Raw genomic sequence first — 18,722 nt, 5'->3', positions numbered from 1 at the left:
CAGACTTGGGGGTTTGCCATGAGTGAAGTGATCTGCGGGGGATGTGGCGTTGGCTGTGCACCCACCGAACGCGCCTGCGGCCGGTGCGGATACCTGCTGAAGAGTTCGCCGCTGCCGCCGGTCGCCCTCTCTCCTGGCCCACCTCCGCCCCCACCGTCGCACACCGGCACAGATATGACTGGAGCCCACTATCAGAGTGCTGGCTCCACGACACCACAGGGGAACTCCGTCGGTGCGGGGCTCGCGCCGTACTCATCGCCGCAGCACTACCCGCAGCAGCACTATCCACAGCAGTACGGAGTGCCACAGCAGTACGGAGCTCAGCAAGGGCACGGAGTGCCGCAGGCGTACGCCGCTCAACCTGTACAGGCATATGGGCAGGCGCCGTATGGGTACGACCCCTATGGATACTCCTCAAAGTCGCGCGTGGCCTACGTGCTGCTCGGGCTGTTCCTCGGTGGCCTCGGTATTCACAACTTCTACGCCGGTCGGACTACCACTGCCGTGTGCCAACTGTTGCTCATGATTCTGCTGGGGTGGACGATCATTGCTGCGATGGCTGTCACCGTGTGGGTGATCGTCGAGGTGATCGCGGTGACTCGCGACGGCGATGGCCTCCTGTTGCGCTAGCGCAAACCATGTGCGAATGACGAAGAATCTTCGCTATGGTGGAGTTATGCGTACACGCTCGCTTCTCCTTGGTTGCCGCGACGAGGCTTAATGTAAGCCGGATCCTCGTCGCGGAGGTTCGCGCGCCGGCTGGACTTCAGCCCCCGAATTCTAAGGACCCGAAACCCCATGAGCGAGTACTACACCAGCGGTGACCAGACGGCTTCCGCTATGCCCATCCAAAAGTACCGGCCGTTCCACGAGCAGATCACCGTAGCTCTGCCAGACCGAACCTGGCCCAGCAACCGCATCGAGAAGGCACCGCGCTGGTGTGCCGTCGACCTGCGCGACGGCAACCAGGCCCTGATTGAACCGATGAACGCAGAGCGCAAGATGCGCCTGTTCGATCTGCTGGTGTCGATGGGCTACAAGGAGATCGAGGTCGGATTCCCGTCTGCGAGCCAGACGGACTTCGACTTTGTTCGCGCGCTCATCGAGGACGACCACATCCCGGACGATGTGACCATCCAGGTGCTGACCCAGGCACGCGAGCGCCTCATTGAGCGCACCTACGAGTCGCTGCGCGGTGCCAAGAACGCCATTGTGCACCTGTACAACTCCACGTCGATTGTCCAGCGCGAGGTCGTCTTCCGTGCCGACGAGGACCAGATCATGGACATCGCCACGCACGGCGCGATGCTGTGCCAGAAGTTCGAAGAACTCATTCCGGACACGCAGATCTTCTACGAGTACAGCCCGGAGTCCTACACCGGTACTGAGCTCGAGTATGCAGTCAAGGTGTGCAACGCGGTGCTCGACGTGTGGAAGCCCACCCCCGAGCGCAAGGTCATCATCAACTTGCCTGCCACGGTGGAGATGGCCACGCCCAATGTGTATGCGGATTCCATTGAGTGGATGAACCGGAACCTGGACTACCGCGATTCCGTCGTCCTGAGCCTGCACCCCCACAACGACCGTGGCACTGCAGTCGCGGCCGCCGAACTGGGATACATGGCTGGCGCTGACCGCATCGAAGGATGCCTGTTTGGCAACGGCGAGCGCACGGGAAATGTCGACCTGGTCACGCTCGGTATGAACCTGTTTAGCCAGGGGATCGACCCCGAGATTGACTTCTCGGACATTGACGGCATCCGCCGCACCGTGGAGTACTGCAACCAGATCGACGTTCACCCGCGTCACCCGTGGGGCGGTGACCTGGTGTTCACCGCGTTCTCTGGATCGCACCAGGACGCTATCAAGAAGGGCCTGGACTCGATGCAGGCCAAGGCTGATGCCGCGGGCAAAGAGATCGACGACCTGGTGTGGGGTGTTCCGTACCTGCCGATCGACCCCAAGGACGTGGGCCGCTCGTATGAGGCCGTGATTCGTGTGAACAGCCAATCCGGCAAGGGCGGAGTGGCCTACTTGCTGAAGACGGAGCGCAATCTTGATCTGCCGCGCCGCCTCCAGATCGAGTTCTCCCGTGTAGTTCAGGAGAAGGCCGATGCCACTGGCGCCGAGCAGACCGCCGAGGACTTGTGGACGGTGTTCCGTGACGAGTTTTTGCCGTCGCCGGCAGGTGAGGGACAGTGGGGACGCTTCTCACTTGTCGGAACGCGCGGCACGAGCTCCGACGAAGGCCCCGACACTCTGGCGGCCGACATCACTGATGCCGGACATGCAGTCACCGTTGAGGCGTCAGGCAATGGTCCCGTCGCGGCATTCGTGGCAGCGCTCGGGACCCGGGGCGTGAAGGTCGAAGTGCTCGATTATCACGAGCACGCGATGACCACGGGTGGCGATGCGCAAGCTGCCGCCTATGTGGAGTGCCTGATCGATGATGAGATTCTGTGGGGAGTCGGGATCGATCCTTCGATCACGACGGCAAGCCTCAAGGCGATCATTTCTGCCGTGAACCGATCGGCCCGCTAGCAGACACGCTCGGCACAACCTCAGCCTGCGGATCACGGCGGTGTGCGCCACCTGCAACCTAGACTGGAGTCATGATGAATGATGCCGGTCTGCGGATGTCGGTGGTGGCGGCAATCGCCGCCGTGACCGCGGGCCTGGTCGCTGGGTGTACGTCCAATCCCGATGCCGACGAGGTTGCCGAGGCATTACCAGACTTGTCTGGGCAGAGTTTGGAACAGTTGGACTGCGAAGACTCAGTTGTGTGGGGCGGAACGCTTGAGACGGTCACAGCACCATATGTGGAGGAGTGCTGGACGGGGTCGCCCGATGAGCCTTTCTATGACACGGCAGATGCCATCCTCACTGAGATCACGGACGCGACAGGCGCTGAAGATGTCTCGGACGACGTATGCCCTGAAGATGCGCTGTACGACTCGGCCGCAGTCGCATGCAGGGCAGCGGTGAAGGGTGAGGTCATGATCCGTGTGGCGGTCGCCCTGACCCAGCCCGCCGTGGCGGTGGGGAACCTGCCTGACCAGCCCACGGAGGAGCAAATCGACCAGGCAGTCAGTGGACAGGCAGTGGACGTGTGGCTCGGCACCCAACCGTTGCCTGAGAGCTAGTCGGGGTCGTCGATTTATGCCTCTCTACCGGGACGACGCGATCGTCCTGCGGACCCACAAGCTCGGTGAAGCAGACCGCATCATTACGTTGCTGACCAAGCGCACCGGAAAAGTGCGCGCCGTTGCCAAGGGAGTGCGCCGCACGACGAGCCGCGTTGGTTCACGCGTGGAGCCTTTCATGTTGATCGATGTGCAACTGTATGAGGGTCGCAATCTCGACATCGTGAGCCAGGTAGAGACCCGTGAACCGTACGCTCGCCGCATTGCGGAGGACTATGGCCTGTGGACAGCTGCCACGGCGATGGTCGAAACCGCCGACAAGTTGGTAGACCACGAGAAGGAACCGGCGTACGACCAGTATCGACTCCTGCACGGCGGGCTCGGGGCGTTGAGTCGACGAGCCCACGATTCTGGGCTCGTACTCGACAGCTTCCTCCTGCGCTCCTTGGCGCTATCTGGCTATGAACCGAGCTTCGACACGTGTGCCTCATGCGGGCGTCCGGGACCTCACCGAGCATTCGCGGTCTCGGGCGGCGGCGCCGTGTGCGAGGCGTGCCGGCCCCCGGGTTCGGCTGCTCCCAGCCCGCAGACCTTCGACCTGCTGGAAGCATTGTTGCGCGGTGACTGGGAGCGCGCAGAATCCGCCGATGGTCGCGCCCGCAAGGACGCCGCGGGCTTGATCGCCGCGTACGCCCAGTTCCACTTGGAACGCAAGGTTCGGTCACTGCCGCATGTCGACCGCGCTGACACCCCGTGACCTGACGTCGCTCCCCACCGCTGTGCCGCCGCTAGGCTGGCAAGGTGACCTACGCGAGACCGTTCCCGCATCCAGGTGGTGCAACCCCGCCAGACCTTCCGGCATCGGCCGTTCCAGGCCATGTCGCTGTCGTGATGGACGGCAACGGACGGTGGGCCAAGGACCGTGGGCTTCCGCGTACTGCAGGGCATGAGCAGGGCGAGTCGTCCTTGCTTGATGTGGTGGCTGGTGCCATCGACATTGGCGTGACCCACCTCAGCGCCTATGCATTCTCCACCGAGAACTGGAAGCGCAGTCCTGAAGAGGTGAAGTTCCTCATGGGCTTCAACCGCGATGTCATCCGTCGCCGTCGCGATGAGATGCATGAGTGGGGCGTGCGCGTGCGCTGGGCCGGGCGTCGACCCAAGCTATGGACCTCGGTCATCAAGGAACTCGAAAAGGCCGAGGAACTCACGCAGGACAATACTGGTCTTACTTTGACGATGTGCGTGAATTATGGCGGCCGTGCAGAGATCGCCGATGCAGCACGCGAGATCGCACGGAAGGTCGCAGCGGGGGAGATCGACCCTGACAAGGTGACGGAGAAGACTCTCGCCGCACACCTCGACGAGCCTGATATGCCTGATGTGGATTTGTTCTGGCGCTCTAGCGGAGAGCAACGGTCCAGTAATTTCCTGCCGTGGCAGGCGGCCTACGCGGAGTATGTGTTCTCAAACACGCTATGGCCGGACGTCGACCGGACACACTTGTGGGCGGCTATTGAGGAGTATGCGCGGCGGAACCGGCGTTTCGGCGCAGCCTAGTAGCGCCGTAGGCCACGCCGATGACGGTCAGGAGGCCCAGCATGAAGAGCCATGGAGACCGTTGCCACAGTTCGATCAGTGTGACGGAGACGCCCCCGTAGATCAGTGACCAGGTCGCGCACCCCGGCAGCATCGCGAGCGTGAAGAAATCCCATCGCATGCGCGTGTAGCCCGCGGTGCCCAACACGATGGTTTGGAAGCCCACGGTGAGGAAGCACAGGGGGATGCCCACGAATCCCCATTTCTCGAGGAACACTTGCGCCTTGGCCATCGCTGGGCCTGAGAGTCGTTGGGCGATGCGCGACTTCGGGCGGGCGGCCTGAGCGTTCTCCGTCGTCGTCTGTGCTGGCGACGATGCTGGCGCAGGGGCGGATGAAGGTAGCTGAGTGGCGACGGGTGTCGTCGTCCCTTCAGGCTCTGCTGTCTCTTGCAACGCCCAAGCATCGGCTCCTCGGCGAAGCCAGCGGCCAAGCCAGTACGTTCCTTGGGAGCGGAAAAAGACCACAGCAAAGAGAAACGGGACGATGCCCCACCACCCGAGGGCCGAGATAAAGCCCGGTACTCCTGGCATTAGCGGCTCGAGGTAGCGCAGGCCGCACAAACACCGGTGATTTCTACGGTGTGGTCGATGTCGGTGAAGCCTTGGGACCGCGCCATGGCATGCGCCCATTCCTCGAAGTCGGGTACCTCGATGTCCTGGGCGGTGCCACACACCCGGCAACGCAAGTGGTGGTGGTGAGCATCGACTGCACCACACAACCGGTAGAGCGTTTCACCTGACTCGGTGACCACCGCATCTACCTCGTTGGCTTCCGCGAGTGCCTGCAGTGAGCGATACACCGTGGCGAGACCCACCGTCGACCCATCGCGGCGAAGAGACTCGTGCCAGCCCTGGGCGGAACGGAACTCGGCCGAACCGGCGAGTGCTTCGAGCACAGCGGCGCGCTGCTTGGTCATACGGGGAGCGGGAGAGGCATTCATGCGATCGCCGCCATTTCGTTGCGTCGCCTGCGTCGTCGCCGCAGACTTGCGCCGGAGGCGACCACAACATAGAGCAGTACGCCCAGCACCACAATGAGTGCACCAGGCTGGAGGTCGTAGAACAACGTGATGCCCACGCCCACCATACAGAGAACCACTCCGATGACCATCGCAAAGCTCATGGTCTTCGAGAACGAATGTGTCAGCATCTGACTGATCGCGACAGGAAGGATCATGAGGCCGGACACTAGCAGGACACCCACCACCCGCATCGACGCGGTGATGGTCACAGCGGACAGAACCGCCACGACCATGTTGAGTGCGCTCACAGGAAGTCCAGTGGAATATGCGAACTCCTGGTCGTGTGTCACTGCAAAGAGCGACGGGCGCAGACCTAGTCCCACCACGAGGATCACCACTGACAGGCCGACCGTGACCCAGACATCGTTCCAACTCACAGTGGAGATGGAGCCAAAAAGGTAGCCCATCAGATTCGCATTGGAGCCGCCGGCAGCTGAGATCAACAGCACTCCGGAGGCGATGCCGCCATAGAACATCACTGCCATGATGACGTCGGCCGCAGCGATTCCGCGAGCGCGCATGCGCTCGATCACGACCGCACCGGTAATGGCAAACACAATGGCCCCCGGGATGGCCAGGGCGTCTTGGTCGGCGAGGTCGGCCCACGAACCGGCGAGCCAACCCGCGGCAACACCAGCGAGCGCAACGTGGCCGATGCCGTCACCTAGTAGCGCCATACGACGGTGGACGAGGTAAGTGCCGACGATCGGGGCTGTCGCTCCCACCATGATGGCGACAAGCAGCATCCGCTGCACGAGTGGATCAGTGAGCAAACTCACTTGCGTACCTCCCAAGCGAATGGTGATGCCGGGGGTTCCGGGACATCGGTGTGGGCATGGTCGTGATCATGCCCCGGTAGCGCGTGCGCACCGAGCGCATGCGGCGGCTCGCCCACATGTGTGACACAGCCTTGATCGAGCACCACCGCATGGTCGATGAGCGGCGCAAGCGCGCCAAGTTCGTGCAGCACAATGATGATGGCGCCCCCTGCATCGCGTCGGCGCGTCAGAGCGGCAGCGAGTGCTTCCTGGCTAGGCACGTCAACACCAGCCATGGGCTCGTCAAGGATGAGCAATTCAGGGTCGCGCACCATTGCCCGTGCAATAAGAACCCGCTGCTGCTGGCCTCCGGACAGTGTCGACACATCGCGGTGCGCAAGATCGCCCACCGCGAGATCGTCGAGCGCTGCCACGGCGCGTTGCTTGGCGTCGCGAGGGGGGCGGAGGTGCCCTGCGCCCAGGAGGCCAGAGGTGACGACCTCGAGTGCAGTCGCTGCGACGCCGGATCCTGCCCCCATGCGCTGCGGTACGTAGCCCACGCGATCTGCGGTGCGTCTCGAGCGTGGCTCGCCAAAGATCCTGACGGTGCCGCCCGTGAGTGGCAATGCACCGACGAGGGCGCGCACCAGAGTGGACTTGCCGGAACCATTGCCGCCCATGACTGCGACAGGCTCACCGGGGGACGCCATGATGTCGACGCCGTGAAGGATCTCATGTCCGCCCAGGCGCACGCGAACCCCGCGAGCCTCAGCGGCGAGCGGGGTTGCGGGGCTGTTGCGGTTAGCTGCAGCCAAGGCCAGTCCTCAGTGCTTCGAGGTTTGATTCCATGACGCCAAGATAGTCTTCGTCGTCGGCGACTGTCTCAATGGGGCTCAAGACCAGGACGTCAACGCCGACATCTTCCGCCACGGCCTCGGCGGCGTCCGCGGAGACTTCGCTTTCGGAGTAGATGGTCGTGGCGCCTGTGTCTTCAACCATGTCTCGGATTTCACGGACGCGGGCAGGCGACGGCTCCGCCTCTGGGTCGAGTCCCGCCAGTCCTTCTTGCGTGAGGTCGTATGCGAGGGCGAGGTAGCCGAAGGCCTCGTGGCCCACAAAGATGTCGCGGCGCTCACAGGTGGCAAGTCCATCTGAGTAGGAAGCGTCAATTGCGTCGAGGTCGGTAAGGAGCTGCGATGCATTGGCTGAGTAGGTCTCGGCGTTGTCCGGGTCGAGTTCGGAGAACTCGGCGAGGACGTCGTCGGCGTATTCCGCTAGCAGGGTGGGGTCGAGCCAGAAGTGGGGGTCGAGGGAGCCGTGATCGTGGTCATCGTGGCTCGACTCTTCCTCGGTGGTCTCGGTCTCTTCATCGTGGTCGTGGTCGTCGTGATCAGACTCTTCTTCGTGTTCTGCCTCTTCCGCACCGTGTTCGTCGATGATGTGGTGCGCGTCGAGGCCACGTGCGCCGGTGGTCTCCATGGCGTCGTCAACGGCAGGCTGGAAATCTGACAGAAAGAGCACCGTGTCCATGCTTTGCATGTCGCGCACCGTCTTGGGGGAGAGCTCTGCGTCGTGAGGCTCGACTCCGGCCGAGATGAGGGTTTCGACTGCGACCAGGTCGCCGCCAATGCGCTCGGCGACGTACTGGAGGGGATAAAACGCAGTGCCGACGGTGAGCGATGTGTTCGCGGCTGCGCTCGTGTCGGAGTCGGTCTCGGAGTCTGCTGCTGAGCAGCCTGCAAGCGCAAGGGCGCCGAGGAGTGATCCGGTGATCAGGATGCGGGGCGATGTCATAACCTGAGGGTACTGCTTATTGATAATCATTGTCAAAACGTGGCGCGCGTGCTCGTTCACAGGGCGAGCGTGTATAGCGGCGGGCACAGTAGATACGCAGATACACTGTGCGGGCACCCATCGATAACCACCAAGGAGCATTCAGTGGCACCGTCTCGCCTGGACAACGTGATTTCGCTAGCGAAGCGTCGTGGCTTCGTCTTCCCGTGCGGCGAGATCTACGGCGGTACGCGCTCCGCGTGGGACTACGGCCCGCTGGGAGTCGAACTCAAGGAGAACATCAAGCGCCAATGGTGGCGCGCCATGGTCTCCAGCCGCGACGACATCGTCGGCCTCGACTCCTCGGTCATCCTCCCCACCAAGGTGTGGGAAGCATCAGGGCACCTCAAGGCCTTTGTGGACCCACTCGTCGAATGCCTCAACTGCCACAAGCGTTACCGCGAAGATCATTTGATCGAGGAATTCGAAGAGAAGAAGGGCCGTGCTCCCGAGGGCGGCCTGGCGGGCATTGCATGTGCCTCATGCGGAACCCGTGGCGAGTGGACTGAACCCAAGATGTTCAACGGTCTCCTCAAGACCTACCTCGGAGTCAACCAGGACGAGTCCGGACTGCACTATCTGCGCCCGGAGACCGCACAGGGAATCTTCGTCAACTTCGAGAACGTGCAACGCACGTCGCGCATGAAGGTGCCCTTCGGCATCGGCCAGATCGGAAAATCCTTCCGCAACGAGATCACGCCCGGAAACTTCATCTTCCGCACCCGCGAGTTCGAGCAGATGGAGATGGAGTTCTTCGTCAAGCCCGGTAGCGATGAGGAATGGCACCAGTACTGGATTGACACGCGCCTCGAGTGGTACAAGGATCTGGGAATTTCGGCTGACAATCTGCGCCTGTTCGAGCACCCACAGGAGAAGCTCTCCCATTACTCCAAGGGCACCACGGACATCGAGTACCGCTTCGGTTTCCAGGGCAGCGAATGGGGAGAGCTCGAGGGAATCGCCAACCGCACCGACTTCGACCTGTCGACACACGCGGAGCACTCGGGCAAGAACCTGTCCTACCTGGACCCGCAGACTAACGAGCGCTACACCCCCTACGTGATCGAGCCCGCGGCTGGTCTGACGCGCTCGCTCATGGCATTCCTGGCTGAGGCGTATGACGAAGACGAAGCCCCCAACGCCAAGGGTGGTGTCGACAAGCGCACTGTGCTGCACCTTGACCCGCGCATCGCGCCTGTCAAAGCTGCTGTGCTGCCGCTGTCGAAGTCCGAGGAACTCGCCCCGACGGCCGAAGCGCTCGCCAAGGAACTGCGTCAGGCCTGGAACGTGGATCTCGATGTCACGCAGGCGATTGGCAAGCGCTACCGCCGCCAGGACGAGATCGGTACGCCGTTCTGCATTACCGTCGACTTCGAGACCAAGGACGATCAGGCAGTCACGATCCGTGACCGCGACACCATGCAGCAGGAGCGCGTCGCGCTCGACCAGGTGCAGGCCTACCTCGCGACGCGCCTCATCGGCGCCTAGGCGTTGGCATAGAGCCGATGCCGGGATGGGTTGAGCGCTGATGGGTGCCGGGCACTCGCATTCACTTGAGGCGCGCCCACGGGCGTCAGAACGCACCACAACGGTGTTGACGATTGCCGTCGGCATCGTGTTGTTCCTCACGGTTGCCGGTGCCGTCGCGGTGTGGCCGTCGGATTGGTCGTTCCTGAAGTCCGTACCCACCTCCTATGAAGGTGCCCAATGGGTTGACGTCACTGTCGAATCAGTGGACGAGTCGACAGGCGAAGCTCAGGTCATTGTGGAAGGTCAAGAGGACGAAGGTACCCAAACCCTTCCGCCTCTTGAACTCTCCAACTTCATGTACACCGAGGGTGACTCGGTGCGGGTACTACAGATCGAGACTGGCGAACTGATCTTCGGTGACTTCAACCGCGGCCCACCCATGTTGCTGCTGTTGGTCGTCTACGTGGTCCTGGTGCTTGCCGTGGCTTGGTGGCGAGGACTCGGCGCGCTGCTTGGCCTCGTCGCTGCGTTTGGCGTGATCATCTTCTTTACTGTGCCCGCGCTCTTCGAAGGGTCAGACCCTCTTGTCGTGGGGCTCGTCACTGGGTCGGGTGCGCTCTTTCTCTTGCTCTACATGGCGCACGGCGTCAATGCGCGCACCACGACCGCGTATCTGGGAACCCTCGCTGGGCTACTGATCACGACCATCCTCGCGTGGTGGGCCGTCGACGCGTCGAAACTCACAGGATTCTGGTCTGAGGAGGGCAGTCACCTCGAATTGGCTGGGCGCTCCGTAGACCTTCAAGGGCTTGTGCTGTGCGGCATCATCATCGCGGGGCTCGGTGTGCTCAACGACGTGACCGTGACCCAAGCATCGGCCGTCTGGGAACTGCGCGCAGCGCGTCCCGACATCAGCCGGTGGAATCTCTTTGCCCGTGGCATGCGCATCGGCCGCGACCACATCGCCTCGACGGTCTACACGATTGCTTTCGCCTACGTCGGCGCTGCACTGCCCGCCATCATGCTGGTGTCCCTTTACGACCAGTCGCTGGGTGTCTCGCTGACGAGTGCCGAGATTGCTGAAGAGGTCGTGCGGACGCTCGTAGGCTCCATCGGCCTGGTACTCGCAGTGCCGCTCACCACGGGCATCGCGGCGCTCGTTGTCGGCTACGAAGGAGCCATCGCAGGAGACAAGCAGCCCGTCGCCCCAGTCCCCAAGAGCCTTGACCAGATGGTTGCGACAGAACCTGCAGAACCATCACTCACTCCCAGCGACACCACCGGCAACACCAGCACGACATCTCCTCCCGAGAAGTCCGCCGACTAGTCGTTTTCATACCGGCCGCAAGCATCAGTGAGAATAGATGCATGACGACTGACGCATCGGCCCCTCCCACAGCGAGCGAGCGAGTTCTCCCGCCCCTGCGCATCGGCCCTCTGACTGTCGACACTCCCGTGGTCCTTGCGCCTATGGCAGGCATCACCAACGCCGCATTCAGGCGCCTGTGCCGCGAGCATGGCGGCGGCATCTACGTGGCAGAGATGGTGACCTCCCGAGCCCTCGTGGAACGCACCCGCGAGTCCATGCGGATCATCCACCACGATCCCGACGAGACACCTCGCTCCGTACAGCTCTACGGCGTCGACCCCGCCACCATCGGCGCCGCCGTCAAGATGCTCGTGACCGAAGACCGTGCGGATCACATCGACATGAACTTTGGATGCCCAGTACCCAAAGTCACCAAAAAGGGTGGCGGCGCGGTGTTGCCGTGGAAGAAGGACCTCTTCCGCGAGATTGTGCGCGCAGCGGTGCGCGAGGCCGCACCCTATGACGTGCCTGTCACGGTGAAAATGCGCAAGGGCGTCGACGACGATCACCTCACCTATCTCGAGGCCGGCCGCATGGCTGAGGCAGAAGGCGCCGCTGCAGTCGCACTCCACGGTCGCACTGCCGCGGACTATTACTCCGGCACCGCTGACTGGGAAGCGATCGCGCGCCTCAAAGACGCAGTCACGACCATCCCGGTCCTGGGCAATGGCGATATCTGGTCCGCTGAGGATGCGCTCGAGATGGTCGAACGCACCGGCGCCGATGGCGTTGTCGTGGGCCGTGGGTGCCAGGGGCGTCCGTGGCTGTTCGCTGACCTGCAAGCCGCGTTCGAGGGGCGCGACGACCGGGTCAAGCCTGGACTCGCCATGGTGGCCGACACGATCTACCGCCACGGCGAACTCATGGTGCCGTTCTTCGGGGATGACGAACTCAAGGCGATGCGCGAGATTCGCAAGCATGTGGCCTGGTATCTCAAGGGATACCCGGTGGGTGGGGAGATTCGGAAGAACCTCGGACTCGTTGAGACGCTGCCTCAGTTGCGCGAGCTACTCGACACGCTGCCGCTTGATGCGCCGTATCCCGGTGAAGCTGCCGAGGGCCCGCGTGGCCGCCAAGGCACCCCCAAGCAGCCCTCATGCCCTGACGGCTGGCTCGATACGCAGGACATCACGCCTGATCTTGAAGCACGCTTGCAGGAGGCTGAGCTCAGCGTTTCGGGAGGCTAGCGCGCTGAGTCCTGGCCACCCCTCCTGAAATGGTGAATTTCATGCCAAAATCGCGCGTCAATGGCATGTTTCGCACCATTTCGGCGTGGGTGTTCGCGGCGGTCGTAGCGTCCCGCGCTGGTGGCCGATGTTCGCGAGTACCCGCAGTCAGGCCAGCCCCAACGGAGTCTCTACAGCCGGTCCGCCGTCGTCGGGCACCGGCGAGTCATCCATCGGTTCACGCGCTGGCCTCATCGTGACCTGAACCATGCCGTCGCCGTACCGCTGAACATCTGTGACGGTGACCGCGTGCTGCTGTTCCGCACCGGCAAAGAGCGGGTGTCCGGCGCCAAGGATCGTGGGGTGAATGGTGACGATCATCTCGTCCACAAGACCGGCATCGAGTGCCTGTCGGATCACCGAGCCGCCATCGAGATACACATGTTTGTCGCCAGCGAGGTCCTGAGCCTCCGCGACGAGATTCGCAATCGGCGCCGATGCTGAACTCACCGTGGCGCGGAATTCCGGAAGTGGCCGCCCAGTGGCGATAAGGATCGGCGTCTCGCCGTAGAACCATTCGTTCATGCCGTGGACTACGTCGAAGGTGCGTCGGCCCATGAGGATTGCTCCCACGGTGGTGTAAAAGTCTGCAAACGTGAGCGCGCCGTCGGGCTGTTGCGCCCATCGGTCCTGGGCCATGGGTGCCCACGCTGGACGTTCGGCTTCGAGCCACGACACATCGTCTCCCGGTGCAGCAATGAATCCATCGACCGACATTGCGCAGTACACCTTGACTTCACCCATGGAACCCACGCTACGCCTACCTGAGGCACAGTGCCCAACACAGCTCTCGAGGTACGAGTGCTAGTCCGGCTCAGCCAATCGAGGGGTGCCTGCTGTGTTTGCGGAGGACGCCGCCGACAGTCGCAAAGCGAGCACCTCTCGCACCCGGTCGATGCACCACTGCGGTCTCTGGGCGATGTCCTCGTAGGTGAACCTTAGGGTCAGGTATCCGGCCGCAGAGAGCAGTGCGTCGCGTTCAATGTCGCGCCGCCGAGCAGCATCGTCTGAGTGGTACTTGGCCCCATCAAACTCCACGGCGATGCGTGCTTGCCGGTGGAGCATGTCGACGATGCACGTGCGACTTCGGGTTCTGACGCGCCCTTGCCACTCCCATGGATCCCACTCTGGCCCGTTGAACACTTCAGTCTTTGCGCGGTATTCAAGAGCACTCGTGATCCCGAGTTGCGCAACATTCAAGACTTCGCGGAGTCGGCGAGAATCAGGTACCCGGGGATAGCGGTCAATGGTTGCTAGGACGTGCCTCGGATTGCATTGCAGGTCGCGGACGCTGTCCAGGAGGGCTCCAGGTGTGCGTTGATCTACCTCGCGGATCCAGCGCTGCACGGGAATGTGTTCCACCATCGCTGTGCGGACTCCTTCAATGACCATGACGGGGATCCTGGCCTTCGAGCGCCACGGGCGTACGCCCGCAGGGACTGCGCTGTGGTGCTCGGGTGGCATGAGCACATCAATGGACGTCAGGCGGATGGCTTTGTGGCCCCATCTGACAGCAGCCGCCGCGCCGGTGAGGACCGCCTTCGGAGGCATCCATGCGGCGACTGCCATGACTCGACGCAGGGGCTCACGTTGGCGCCCCGGCAGATCATAGATACCCGGAACGACTCGCACGATGACGCCTGCATCAACGGCGCGTTGCAGGGAGCGCTCGGATATCAGCGTTGTGAGCTCGGCGCGGGTGGCCGGCCCGTGCGCCGCATTGAGGTGGTCCACGATCGCGGCGAGCGCGCGGGAATGATTCATGTGGCGAAGGTATGGCCTGGGTGTCGCATGGGGGAGAGGCCTCCAAGATCTGCGGACAACACCGCCGGCCAGCCATGGCCGGGGACAACGGGCCGATGCCGACAGCGAGTACGTTCGGACACCCACCCGCTGCACGCCGTCACTCGCGCGCTGCACGCCGTCACCTCGCTCAAATGGTGCAGAAGACGCCAAAATTGGCCAACTTTGGCACTTTTCACACCATTTGGAGGGCTTGGGGGCGGGCTCGCGGGCTTGGAGGTGGGTTGGCGGGCTTGGGGGCGCGTTGGCGGGATTGGGGGCGGGATAGGAAGCCGCTGGGGCAACGGAGCCGAGCGGATGGGGAGCGGCGGGGCACGCGGAGCTTCGCGGGGCCAACGGAGATCAGGCGCCAGAGCGACCGAGGGCTGACAACGTGAGGAGGGAGGGCCGCACGCGCTAGGTTGGGAACGTGAATCAAGCAAGTGATCTGGCCGCTTCCAGCGCCGCACCTGAGGGCTACACCGAGGCGGACGTTGAGCGTTGGGTCCACGAGCCTTCCAAGAGCCCCAATCGCACGCCCTTTGAGCGTGATCGCGCCCGCATTTTGCACTCGAGTGCTCTGCGACGGCTCGGCGCCAAGACGCAGGTGCTCGGCCTTGGCAGTGGCGACTTTGTTCGTACCCGCCTCACGCACTCGCTTGAGGTCGCACAGGTGGGCCGCGAACTTGCTAAAGCGTTGGGGTGCTCGCCGGATGTGGTGGATGCTGCTTGCCTTGCCCACGACCTAGGCCACCCGCCGTTTGGCCACAATGGTGAGCGTGCGCTCGACAAGGTGACCCGGCACATCGGCGGGTTTGAAGGAAACGCTCAGACTCTGCGCCTGCTGACTCGTCTGGAACCCAAGTCAGTGCATCCGGACACGGGTCGCCCCATCGGGCTGAATCTCACACGTGCGGGTCTTGACGCGGCAGTGAAGTACCCGTGGGGCGAGGAGGGCGCTCCCGCGAGGCCTGACGGCAAGCCCAGCCGCAAGTTTGGTGTGTACGCCGATGACCGCGAGGTTTACGACTGGCTACGCATCGGCGCCCCTGATCGCGCGCAGAGTTTCGAGGCTCAGATCATGGACCTCGCGGATGACGTCTCGTACTCGGTCCATGATGTCGAGGACTCGGTGGTGTACCGCCAGGTGTCGTTGTCAGTGCTCCGAGATCCAGGTCACGCCCGCGAGATCGTCGACCATGCGCGTGAATGGTACGGACGCGGCGACCAAGAGGCGCTGTTGGCTGCGCTGGAGCGGTTGCGTCAGTTCCGCTGGTGGGCCGATGAGTTCGACGGGTCGCGCCCCGCGCTCGCGGCATTGAAGGACATGACCAGTCAGCTCATTGGGCGGTTCGCCTCTGCGACTATTGCGGCGACACAGGCTGAGTACGGCAAGGGTCCTCACACTCGTCACAACGCCACTCTCGTGGTGCCCCAGGACACTTTGGACGAGATCCTGATCCTCAAGGGCATCGCAGTGCACTTCCTGATGGCTCCTCGCGAGACCAGCCCTACGTACACCAAGCAGCGGCGGGTGCTTCGTGAGTTGGTGAAGGCATTGGCAGAGCGGGGTGCTGACGTCATGGAACCGCAGTTTGCTGCGGACTATCGTGACGCATCGGGCGATGATGAGCGGCTGCGTGTGGCAGTGGATCAGGTGGCGTCGTTGACGGACACGTCGGCGTACAACTGGCATCACAAGTATTGCGGCGGCCAATACGCATAGGGCCGATGCCGGGGCCGGGCGCCGTTGTGGTCTCGCCCAGGTGGAACGGAGGACATCGTGGAGAACGCAGGGGAGAATGCCCCACGGAACAGCGCTGCACGGAACAGTGCTGCACGGAACAGCGCACCGCACAACACAGGGGAGAACGCCGTGCGTGCCTCGTATGAAGAGCTGATCGCTCTGGGTGCACAGGCGGATGTCACTGGTTGGGATTTCTCATGGCTGGAGGGTCGCGCCACTGAGCAGCGGCCGCCGTGGGGCTACTCACGCGTGTTGGCGGAGCGGCTCCGGGAAGCACGCGCGTCTCTCGACATTCAGACCGGTGGAGGCGAAGTCTTGGCCGAGGCCGGGCACTTCCCGTCCGTTGCTGTCGCGACTGAATCGTGGCCTCCCAACGTGGCCCATGCGACTCGTCTGCTCCACCCCAAGGGCGTTGTGGTGGTGGCGGACCCTGATGAGCCGCCGTTGCCGTTCGCTGATGAGTCATTCGATCTAGTGACGAGCCGGCACCCTGCCACGGTGTGGTGGGAGGAGATTGCGAGAGTTCTCCAACCAGGTGGCACGTATACTGCTCAGCATGTGGGTCCGGCGAGTGTCTTTGAGCTCATCGAGTTCTTTCTTGGACCGCAGCCTGAAGCGCGGCGCGGCCGTCATCCCGACGACGAGGCGGATGCTGCGCGCGCCGCTGGCCTCGACGTAGTGAACCTGACGACGGCACGCCTACGCATCGAGATCTTTGATGTGGCAGCCGTGGTGTATCTCTTGCGAAAGGTCATCTGGTGGGTGCCGGGATTCACTGTGGAGCGATATCAGGATCGCCTGCGTGACATGCACGATCACATTGAACGCGAGGGAATGTTCGTCGCGCATTCGACCCGGCATCTAGTGGAGGCGCAGCGTCCGCGCTAGGTGCCGGCTGCGCTAGTTGCCGGCGCTGGCCCTGACCTATGCGTCGCGCTGTGCGTCAGCCGCGATGGCGGCGAGGGCGTCTCGGCGCTTCACGATGCGCGCCTCGAGTACGAGTAGCACGGCGACGACCGTGAACCCCACCAGGAACGCGACGATGGGTCCAAGGAGGTCGCCGGACGGTGCTTGAAGCGTCCGGTCCTCGTCTTGCCACGGCCACAGTGCCACGAGCGATCCGGCCATGATTCCGGTGAGGACCACGAGCGTGCTGCGTCGGTGGTGTTCGAGGAGCCATTGCAAGAGTTTGACGATGGACACCATGCCGATGACGAGGCCGATCGCGAAGTAGGCGAGGTAGCCCCAGTCCCGATCTGCGACGGCTCCCAGGGTTGGCTCGTAGAGCCCCATGGTGAGCAGGATGAAGGACCCTGACAGGCCGGGCAGCACCAGTGCGGAGACGGCGATGGCCCCTGCAGGGATCAGAATTGCCGGGGTGGGCTCGAGCGTCCCACCGGGCAGTGTCACAATCACGGCGGCTCCGACCGCAGCGACCGCGGCGATGCTCCAGTCTTTGACGCCCCATCGTCCCAATGGCCGCGTGGACAGTGGTGCTTTCGCGGCCATCCTGAAGGGCACTGCGAGGGAAGCAAGAACGAGCCCGAAGAACAGCGCCCGCATGGTCACGGGGTGTTCTTCTACCAAGGTTTCCATCACGCCCGCCATGACGAACAGTGCAAACACCATGCCGATTGCGAGCGGGATCAGGACGCCCCAGTGGACTTTTGCCCACTCGGGCCTGGAGCGGCTGAGCCCGCGGCCACGTACGCCGTCGCTGACGGCGATGCGGGCGCCGGAGATGAAGTGGCCCGCTGAAGTCAGAATGATCTCGTAGACGCCCGTCATGAGGGCGATGGTGCCGCCCGACACCCCTGGAACGGTCTCGGCGGTACCGATGAGGGCTCCGCGGACTGCGTTCAGGAGGCTCCGTGCCCACGGCGGTGCGAGAGCGGGCGACGTGGGCGTTGAGGTCGGTGCTGATGCGGAGGCCGAATCTCCAGCGGGGGAGTGGTCGTGACTCATGAGGTGCTCTCCTGGAGGGGACGGCGGGCGCGTAGCAACACCCACAATGCGGCGATCGGCAGAATCAGTGGCACCCAGCCGTAGGCGGAGCCATACCCCGTCCAGACTGTCTCGTCGGCCCAGAGGGACGGCTCAATGTATCCCAAAGTCCCAACGATCAGGACGCCAGCGAGCTCGATGCCCGTTCCCCAGACGGCGACCCGGCGCCACCCGCGCCAGAGCGCTACTGCGATGACGATGTAGAGAACGGCACTCAGCCCTGAGACTGCGTAGGGGAGGGGCGCTTCGGAGAACTTAGTGGAGATTTGGTACACCGAGCGGCCGGTTGCTGCGAGCCCCAATACGGCGTATGCGGCAATGAGCAGGATGCGTCCGATGGCGCTCATCAGGCTCCCATGAGGACGAAGACCCGCCACGCGAGTACGGCGGCACCGATGCCGATAATCACGGCGATACCGCCGTCGACGCGAGCGATTTGGTCGGGTGCGAGCACGGGTCGGTTGGGGTCAGGGTCGCCGAGGACGGCATCGGGTTCACCGAGGCGGCCGATGCCGAGCAAAGGGAGGAGGATCACGGAGGCCAGGAGGTAGCCGAGTGAGAGGACGACGCTCGCGTCGGAGCCGCTCAGCATGACTCCGATGACCGTGACCGCATGGATGCCAGTCGCGATCCACATCGCTGTGACGACGCGTTTAAGCCACGGGTGCAGCCCGATCCACACCATGGTTGCGGCTCCCGTAAGGACGAGGAGCGCGCAGACCACAAGGAACGCGGGGTAGATCAACCCGGTGTAAAAGTCCATCGAGC

Annotated in this window: 20 protein-coding genes; 10 read left to right on the top strand and 10 right to left on the bottom strand. The window is 63.3% G+C overall.

What is annotated here, in order from left to right:
• The first annotated feature begins 18 nt into the window (after positions 1-18).
• The 5 genes from AOP79_RS11585 (at position 19) to AOP79_RS07460 (ending at position 4,703) form a co-directional block, all read left to right on the top strand.
• Positions 19-630, top strand: coding sequence for an NINE protein (locus tag AOP79_RS11585; RefSeq protein WP_161794242.1), 612 nt, complete (start codon positions 19-21; stop codon positions 628-630).
• 168 nt (positions 631-798) lie between these two features.
• Complete coding sequence (gene leuA, locus AOP79_RS07475) at positions 799-2,541, top strand: 2-isopropylmalate synthase (RefSeq protein WP_062072193.1); 1,743 nt, start codon at positions 799-801, stop codon at positions 2,539-2,541.
• 71 nt (positions 2,542-2,612) lie between these two features.
• Positions 2,613-3,143: a hypothetical protein gene (locus AOP79_RS07470; protein WP_062072191.1), complete on the top strand. Its 531-nt coding sequence runs from the start codon at positions 2,613-2,615 to the stop codon at positions 3,141-3,143.
• A 16-nt stretch (positions 3,144-3,159) separates the two neighbouring features.
• The gene (gene recO, locus AOP79_RS07465; RefSeq protein WP_062072188.1) at positions 3,160-3,900 is read left to right on the top strand and encodes a DNA repair protein RecO; all 741 of its coding nucleotides are present in this window, start codon (positions 3,160-3,162) and stop codon (positions 3,898-3,900) included.
• A gap of 44 nt (positions 3,901-3,944) precedes the next feature.
• Complete coding sequence (locus AOP79_RS07460; RefSeq protein WP_062072186.1) at positions 3,945-4,703, top strand: isoprenyl transferase; 759 nt, start codon at positions 3,945-3,947, stop codon at positions 4,701-4,703.
• On the opposite strand, the gene AOP79_RS07455 is transcribed toward AOP79_RS07460, so the two are convergent.
• From AOP79_RS07455 to AOP79_RS07435, 5 genes are read right to left on the bottom strand one after another with little or no spacing between them, the layout of a single operon-like run.
• Complete coding sequence (locus AOP79_RS07455; RefSeq protein WP_062072184.1) at positions 4,657-5,274, bottom strand: SNARE-associated domain-containing protein; 618 nt, start codon at positions 5,272-5,274, stop codon at positions 4,657-4,659. The genes AOP79_RS07460 and AOP79_RS07455 overlap by 47 nt on opposite strands.
• Positions 5,274-5,684: a Fur family transcriptional regulator gene (locus tag AOP79_RS07450; RefSeq protein WP_062072181.1), complete on the bottom strand. Its 411-nt coding sequence runs from the start codon at positions 5,682-5,684 to the stop codon at positions 5,274-5,276. The genes AOP79_RS07455 and AOP79_RS07450 overlap by 1 nt, the downstream gene beginning before the upstream one ends.
• Positions 5,681-6,544 (bottom strand): metal ABC transporter permease, encoded by an 864-nt coding sequence (locus AOP79_RS07445; RefSeq protein WP_062072179.1) that lies wholly within the window; start codon positions 6,542-6,544, stop codon positions 5,681-5,683. The genes AOP79_RS07450 and AOP79_RS07445 overlap by 4 nt, the downstream gene beginning before the upstream one ends.
• Complete coding sequence (locus AOP79_RS07440; RefSeq protein ID WP_062072177.1) at positions 6,541-7,338, bottom strand: metal ABC transporter ATP-binding protein; 798 nt, start codon at positions 7,336-7,338, stop codon at positions 6,541-6,543. The genes AOP79_RS07445 and AOP79_RS07440 overlap by 4 nt, the downstream gene beginning before the upstream one ends.
• The gene (locus AOP79_RS07435) at positions 7,325-8,317 is read right to left on the bottom strand and encodes a metal ABC transporter substrate-binding protein (protein ID WP_082093481.1); all 993 of its coding nucleotides are present in this window, start codon (positions 8,315-8,317) and stop codon (positions 7,325-7,327) included. Before AOP79_RS07435 ends, AOP79_RS07440 begins: the two co-directional genes overlap by 14 nt.
• Positions 8,318-8,461: 144 nt before the next feature.
• On the opposite strand from AOP79_RS07435, the gene AOP79_RS07430 reads away from it, so the two are divergent.
• Genes AOP79_RS07430 through dusB form a run of 3 tightly spaced genes read left to right on the top strand, consistent with a single transcriptional unit; the run spans position 8,462 to position 12,382 of the window.
• Positions 8,462-9,844 carry a glycine--tRNA ligase gene (locus tag AOP79_RS07430; RefSeq protein WP_062072173.1) on the top strand — a complete coding sequence of 461 codons (1,383 nt, stop codon included), beginning with the start codon at positions 8,462-8,464 and terminating at the stop codon, positions 9,842-9,844.
• A 40-nt stretch (positions 9,845-9,884) separates the two neighbouring features.
• Positions 9,885-11,153, top strand: a complete 1,269-nt coding sequence (locus AOP79_RS07425; RefSeq protein WP_062072171.1) for a YibE/F family protein — start codon at positions 9,885-9,887, stop codon at positions 11,151-11,153.
• A gap of 41 nt (positions 11,154-11,194) precedes the next feature.
• The gene (gene dusB, locus AOP79_RS07420) at positions 11,195-12,382 is read left to right on the top strand and encodes a tRNA dihydrouridine synthase DusB (RefSeq protein WP_062072169.1); all 1,188 of its coding nucleotides are present in this window, start codon (positions 11,195-11,197) and stop codon (positions 12,380-12,382) included.
• A gap of 147 nt (positions 12,383-12,529) precedes the next feature.
• Here the strand turns inward: dusB and AOP79_RS07415 are convergent, their stop codons facing one another.
• The gene (locus AOP79_RS07415) at positions 12,530-13,165 is read right to left on the bottom strand and encodes a dihydrofolate reductase family protein (protein WP_062072167.1); all 636 of its coding nucleotides are present in this window, start codon (positions 13,163-13,165) and stop codon (positions 12,530-12,532) included.
• Positions 13,166-13,225: 60 nt separating this feature from the next.
• Positions 13,226-14,185, bottom strand: a complete 960-nt coding sequence (locus AOP79_RS07410) for a DUF559 domain-containing protein (protein WP_062072165.1) — start codon at positions 14,183-14,185, stop codon at positions 13,226-13,228.
• Between the two features lie 448 nt (positions 14,186-14,633).
• On the opposite strand from AOP79_RS07410, the gene AOP79_RS07405 reads away from it, so the two are divergent.
• On the top strand, positions 14,634-15,929 hold the full coding sequence (locus tag AOP79_RS07405) for a deoxyguanosinetriphosphate triphosphohydrolase (RefSeq protein ID WP_082093456.1): 1,296 nt from the start codon (positions 14,634-14,636) through the stop codon (positions 15,927-15,929).
• A 150-nt stretch (positions 15,930-16,079) separates the two neighbouring features.
• A complete protein-coding gene (locus AOP79_RS07400; RefSeq protein ID WP_062072562.1) occupies positions 16,080-16,838 on the top strand; it encodes a class I SAM-dependent methyltransferase in 759 nt (252 codons plus the stop codon).
• A 36-nt stretch (positions 16,839-16,874) separates the two neighbouring features.
• Here the strand turns inward: AOP79_RS07400 and AOP79_RS07395 are convergent, their stop codons facing one another.
• Genes AOP79_RS07395 through AOP79_RS07385 form a run of 3 tightly spaced genes read right to left on the bottom strand, consistent with a single transcriptional unit; the run spans position 16,875 to position 18,717 of the window.
• Positions 16,875-17,915 carry a DUF368 domain-containing protein gene (locus AOP79_RS07395; RefSeq protein ID WP_082093455.1) on the bottom strand — a complete coding sequence of 347 codons (1,041 nt, stop codon included), beginning with the start codon at positions 17,913-17,915 and terminating at the stop codon, positions 16,875-16,877.
• A complete protein-coding gene (locus AOP79_RS07390) occupies positions 17,912-18,301 on the bottom strand; it encodes a hypothetical protein (RefSeq protein ID WP_062072163.1) in 390 nt (129 codons plus the stop codon). Before AOP79_RS07390 ends, AOP79_RS07395 begins: the two co-directional genes overlap by 4 nt.
• A complete protein-coding gene (locus AOP79_RS07385; RefSeq protein ID WP_062072160.1) occupies positions 18,301-18,717 on the bottom strand; it encodes a hypothetical protein in 417 nt (138 codons plus the stop codon). The genes AOP79_RS07390 and AOP79_RS07385 overlap by 1 nt, the downstream gene beginning before the upstream one ends.
• Positions 18,718-18,722: the final 5 nt, after the last annotated feature.

It is taken from the genome of Demequina sediminicola (genome assembly GCF_000975055.1).
Taxonomy (GTDB): Bacteria; Actinomycetota; Actinomycetes; order Actinomycetales; family Demequinaceae; genus Demequina; species Demequina sediminicola.
Note: the sequence above shows the minus strand (reverse complement) of the source record. Positions and strands in the feature narration are given on the sequence as shown.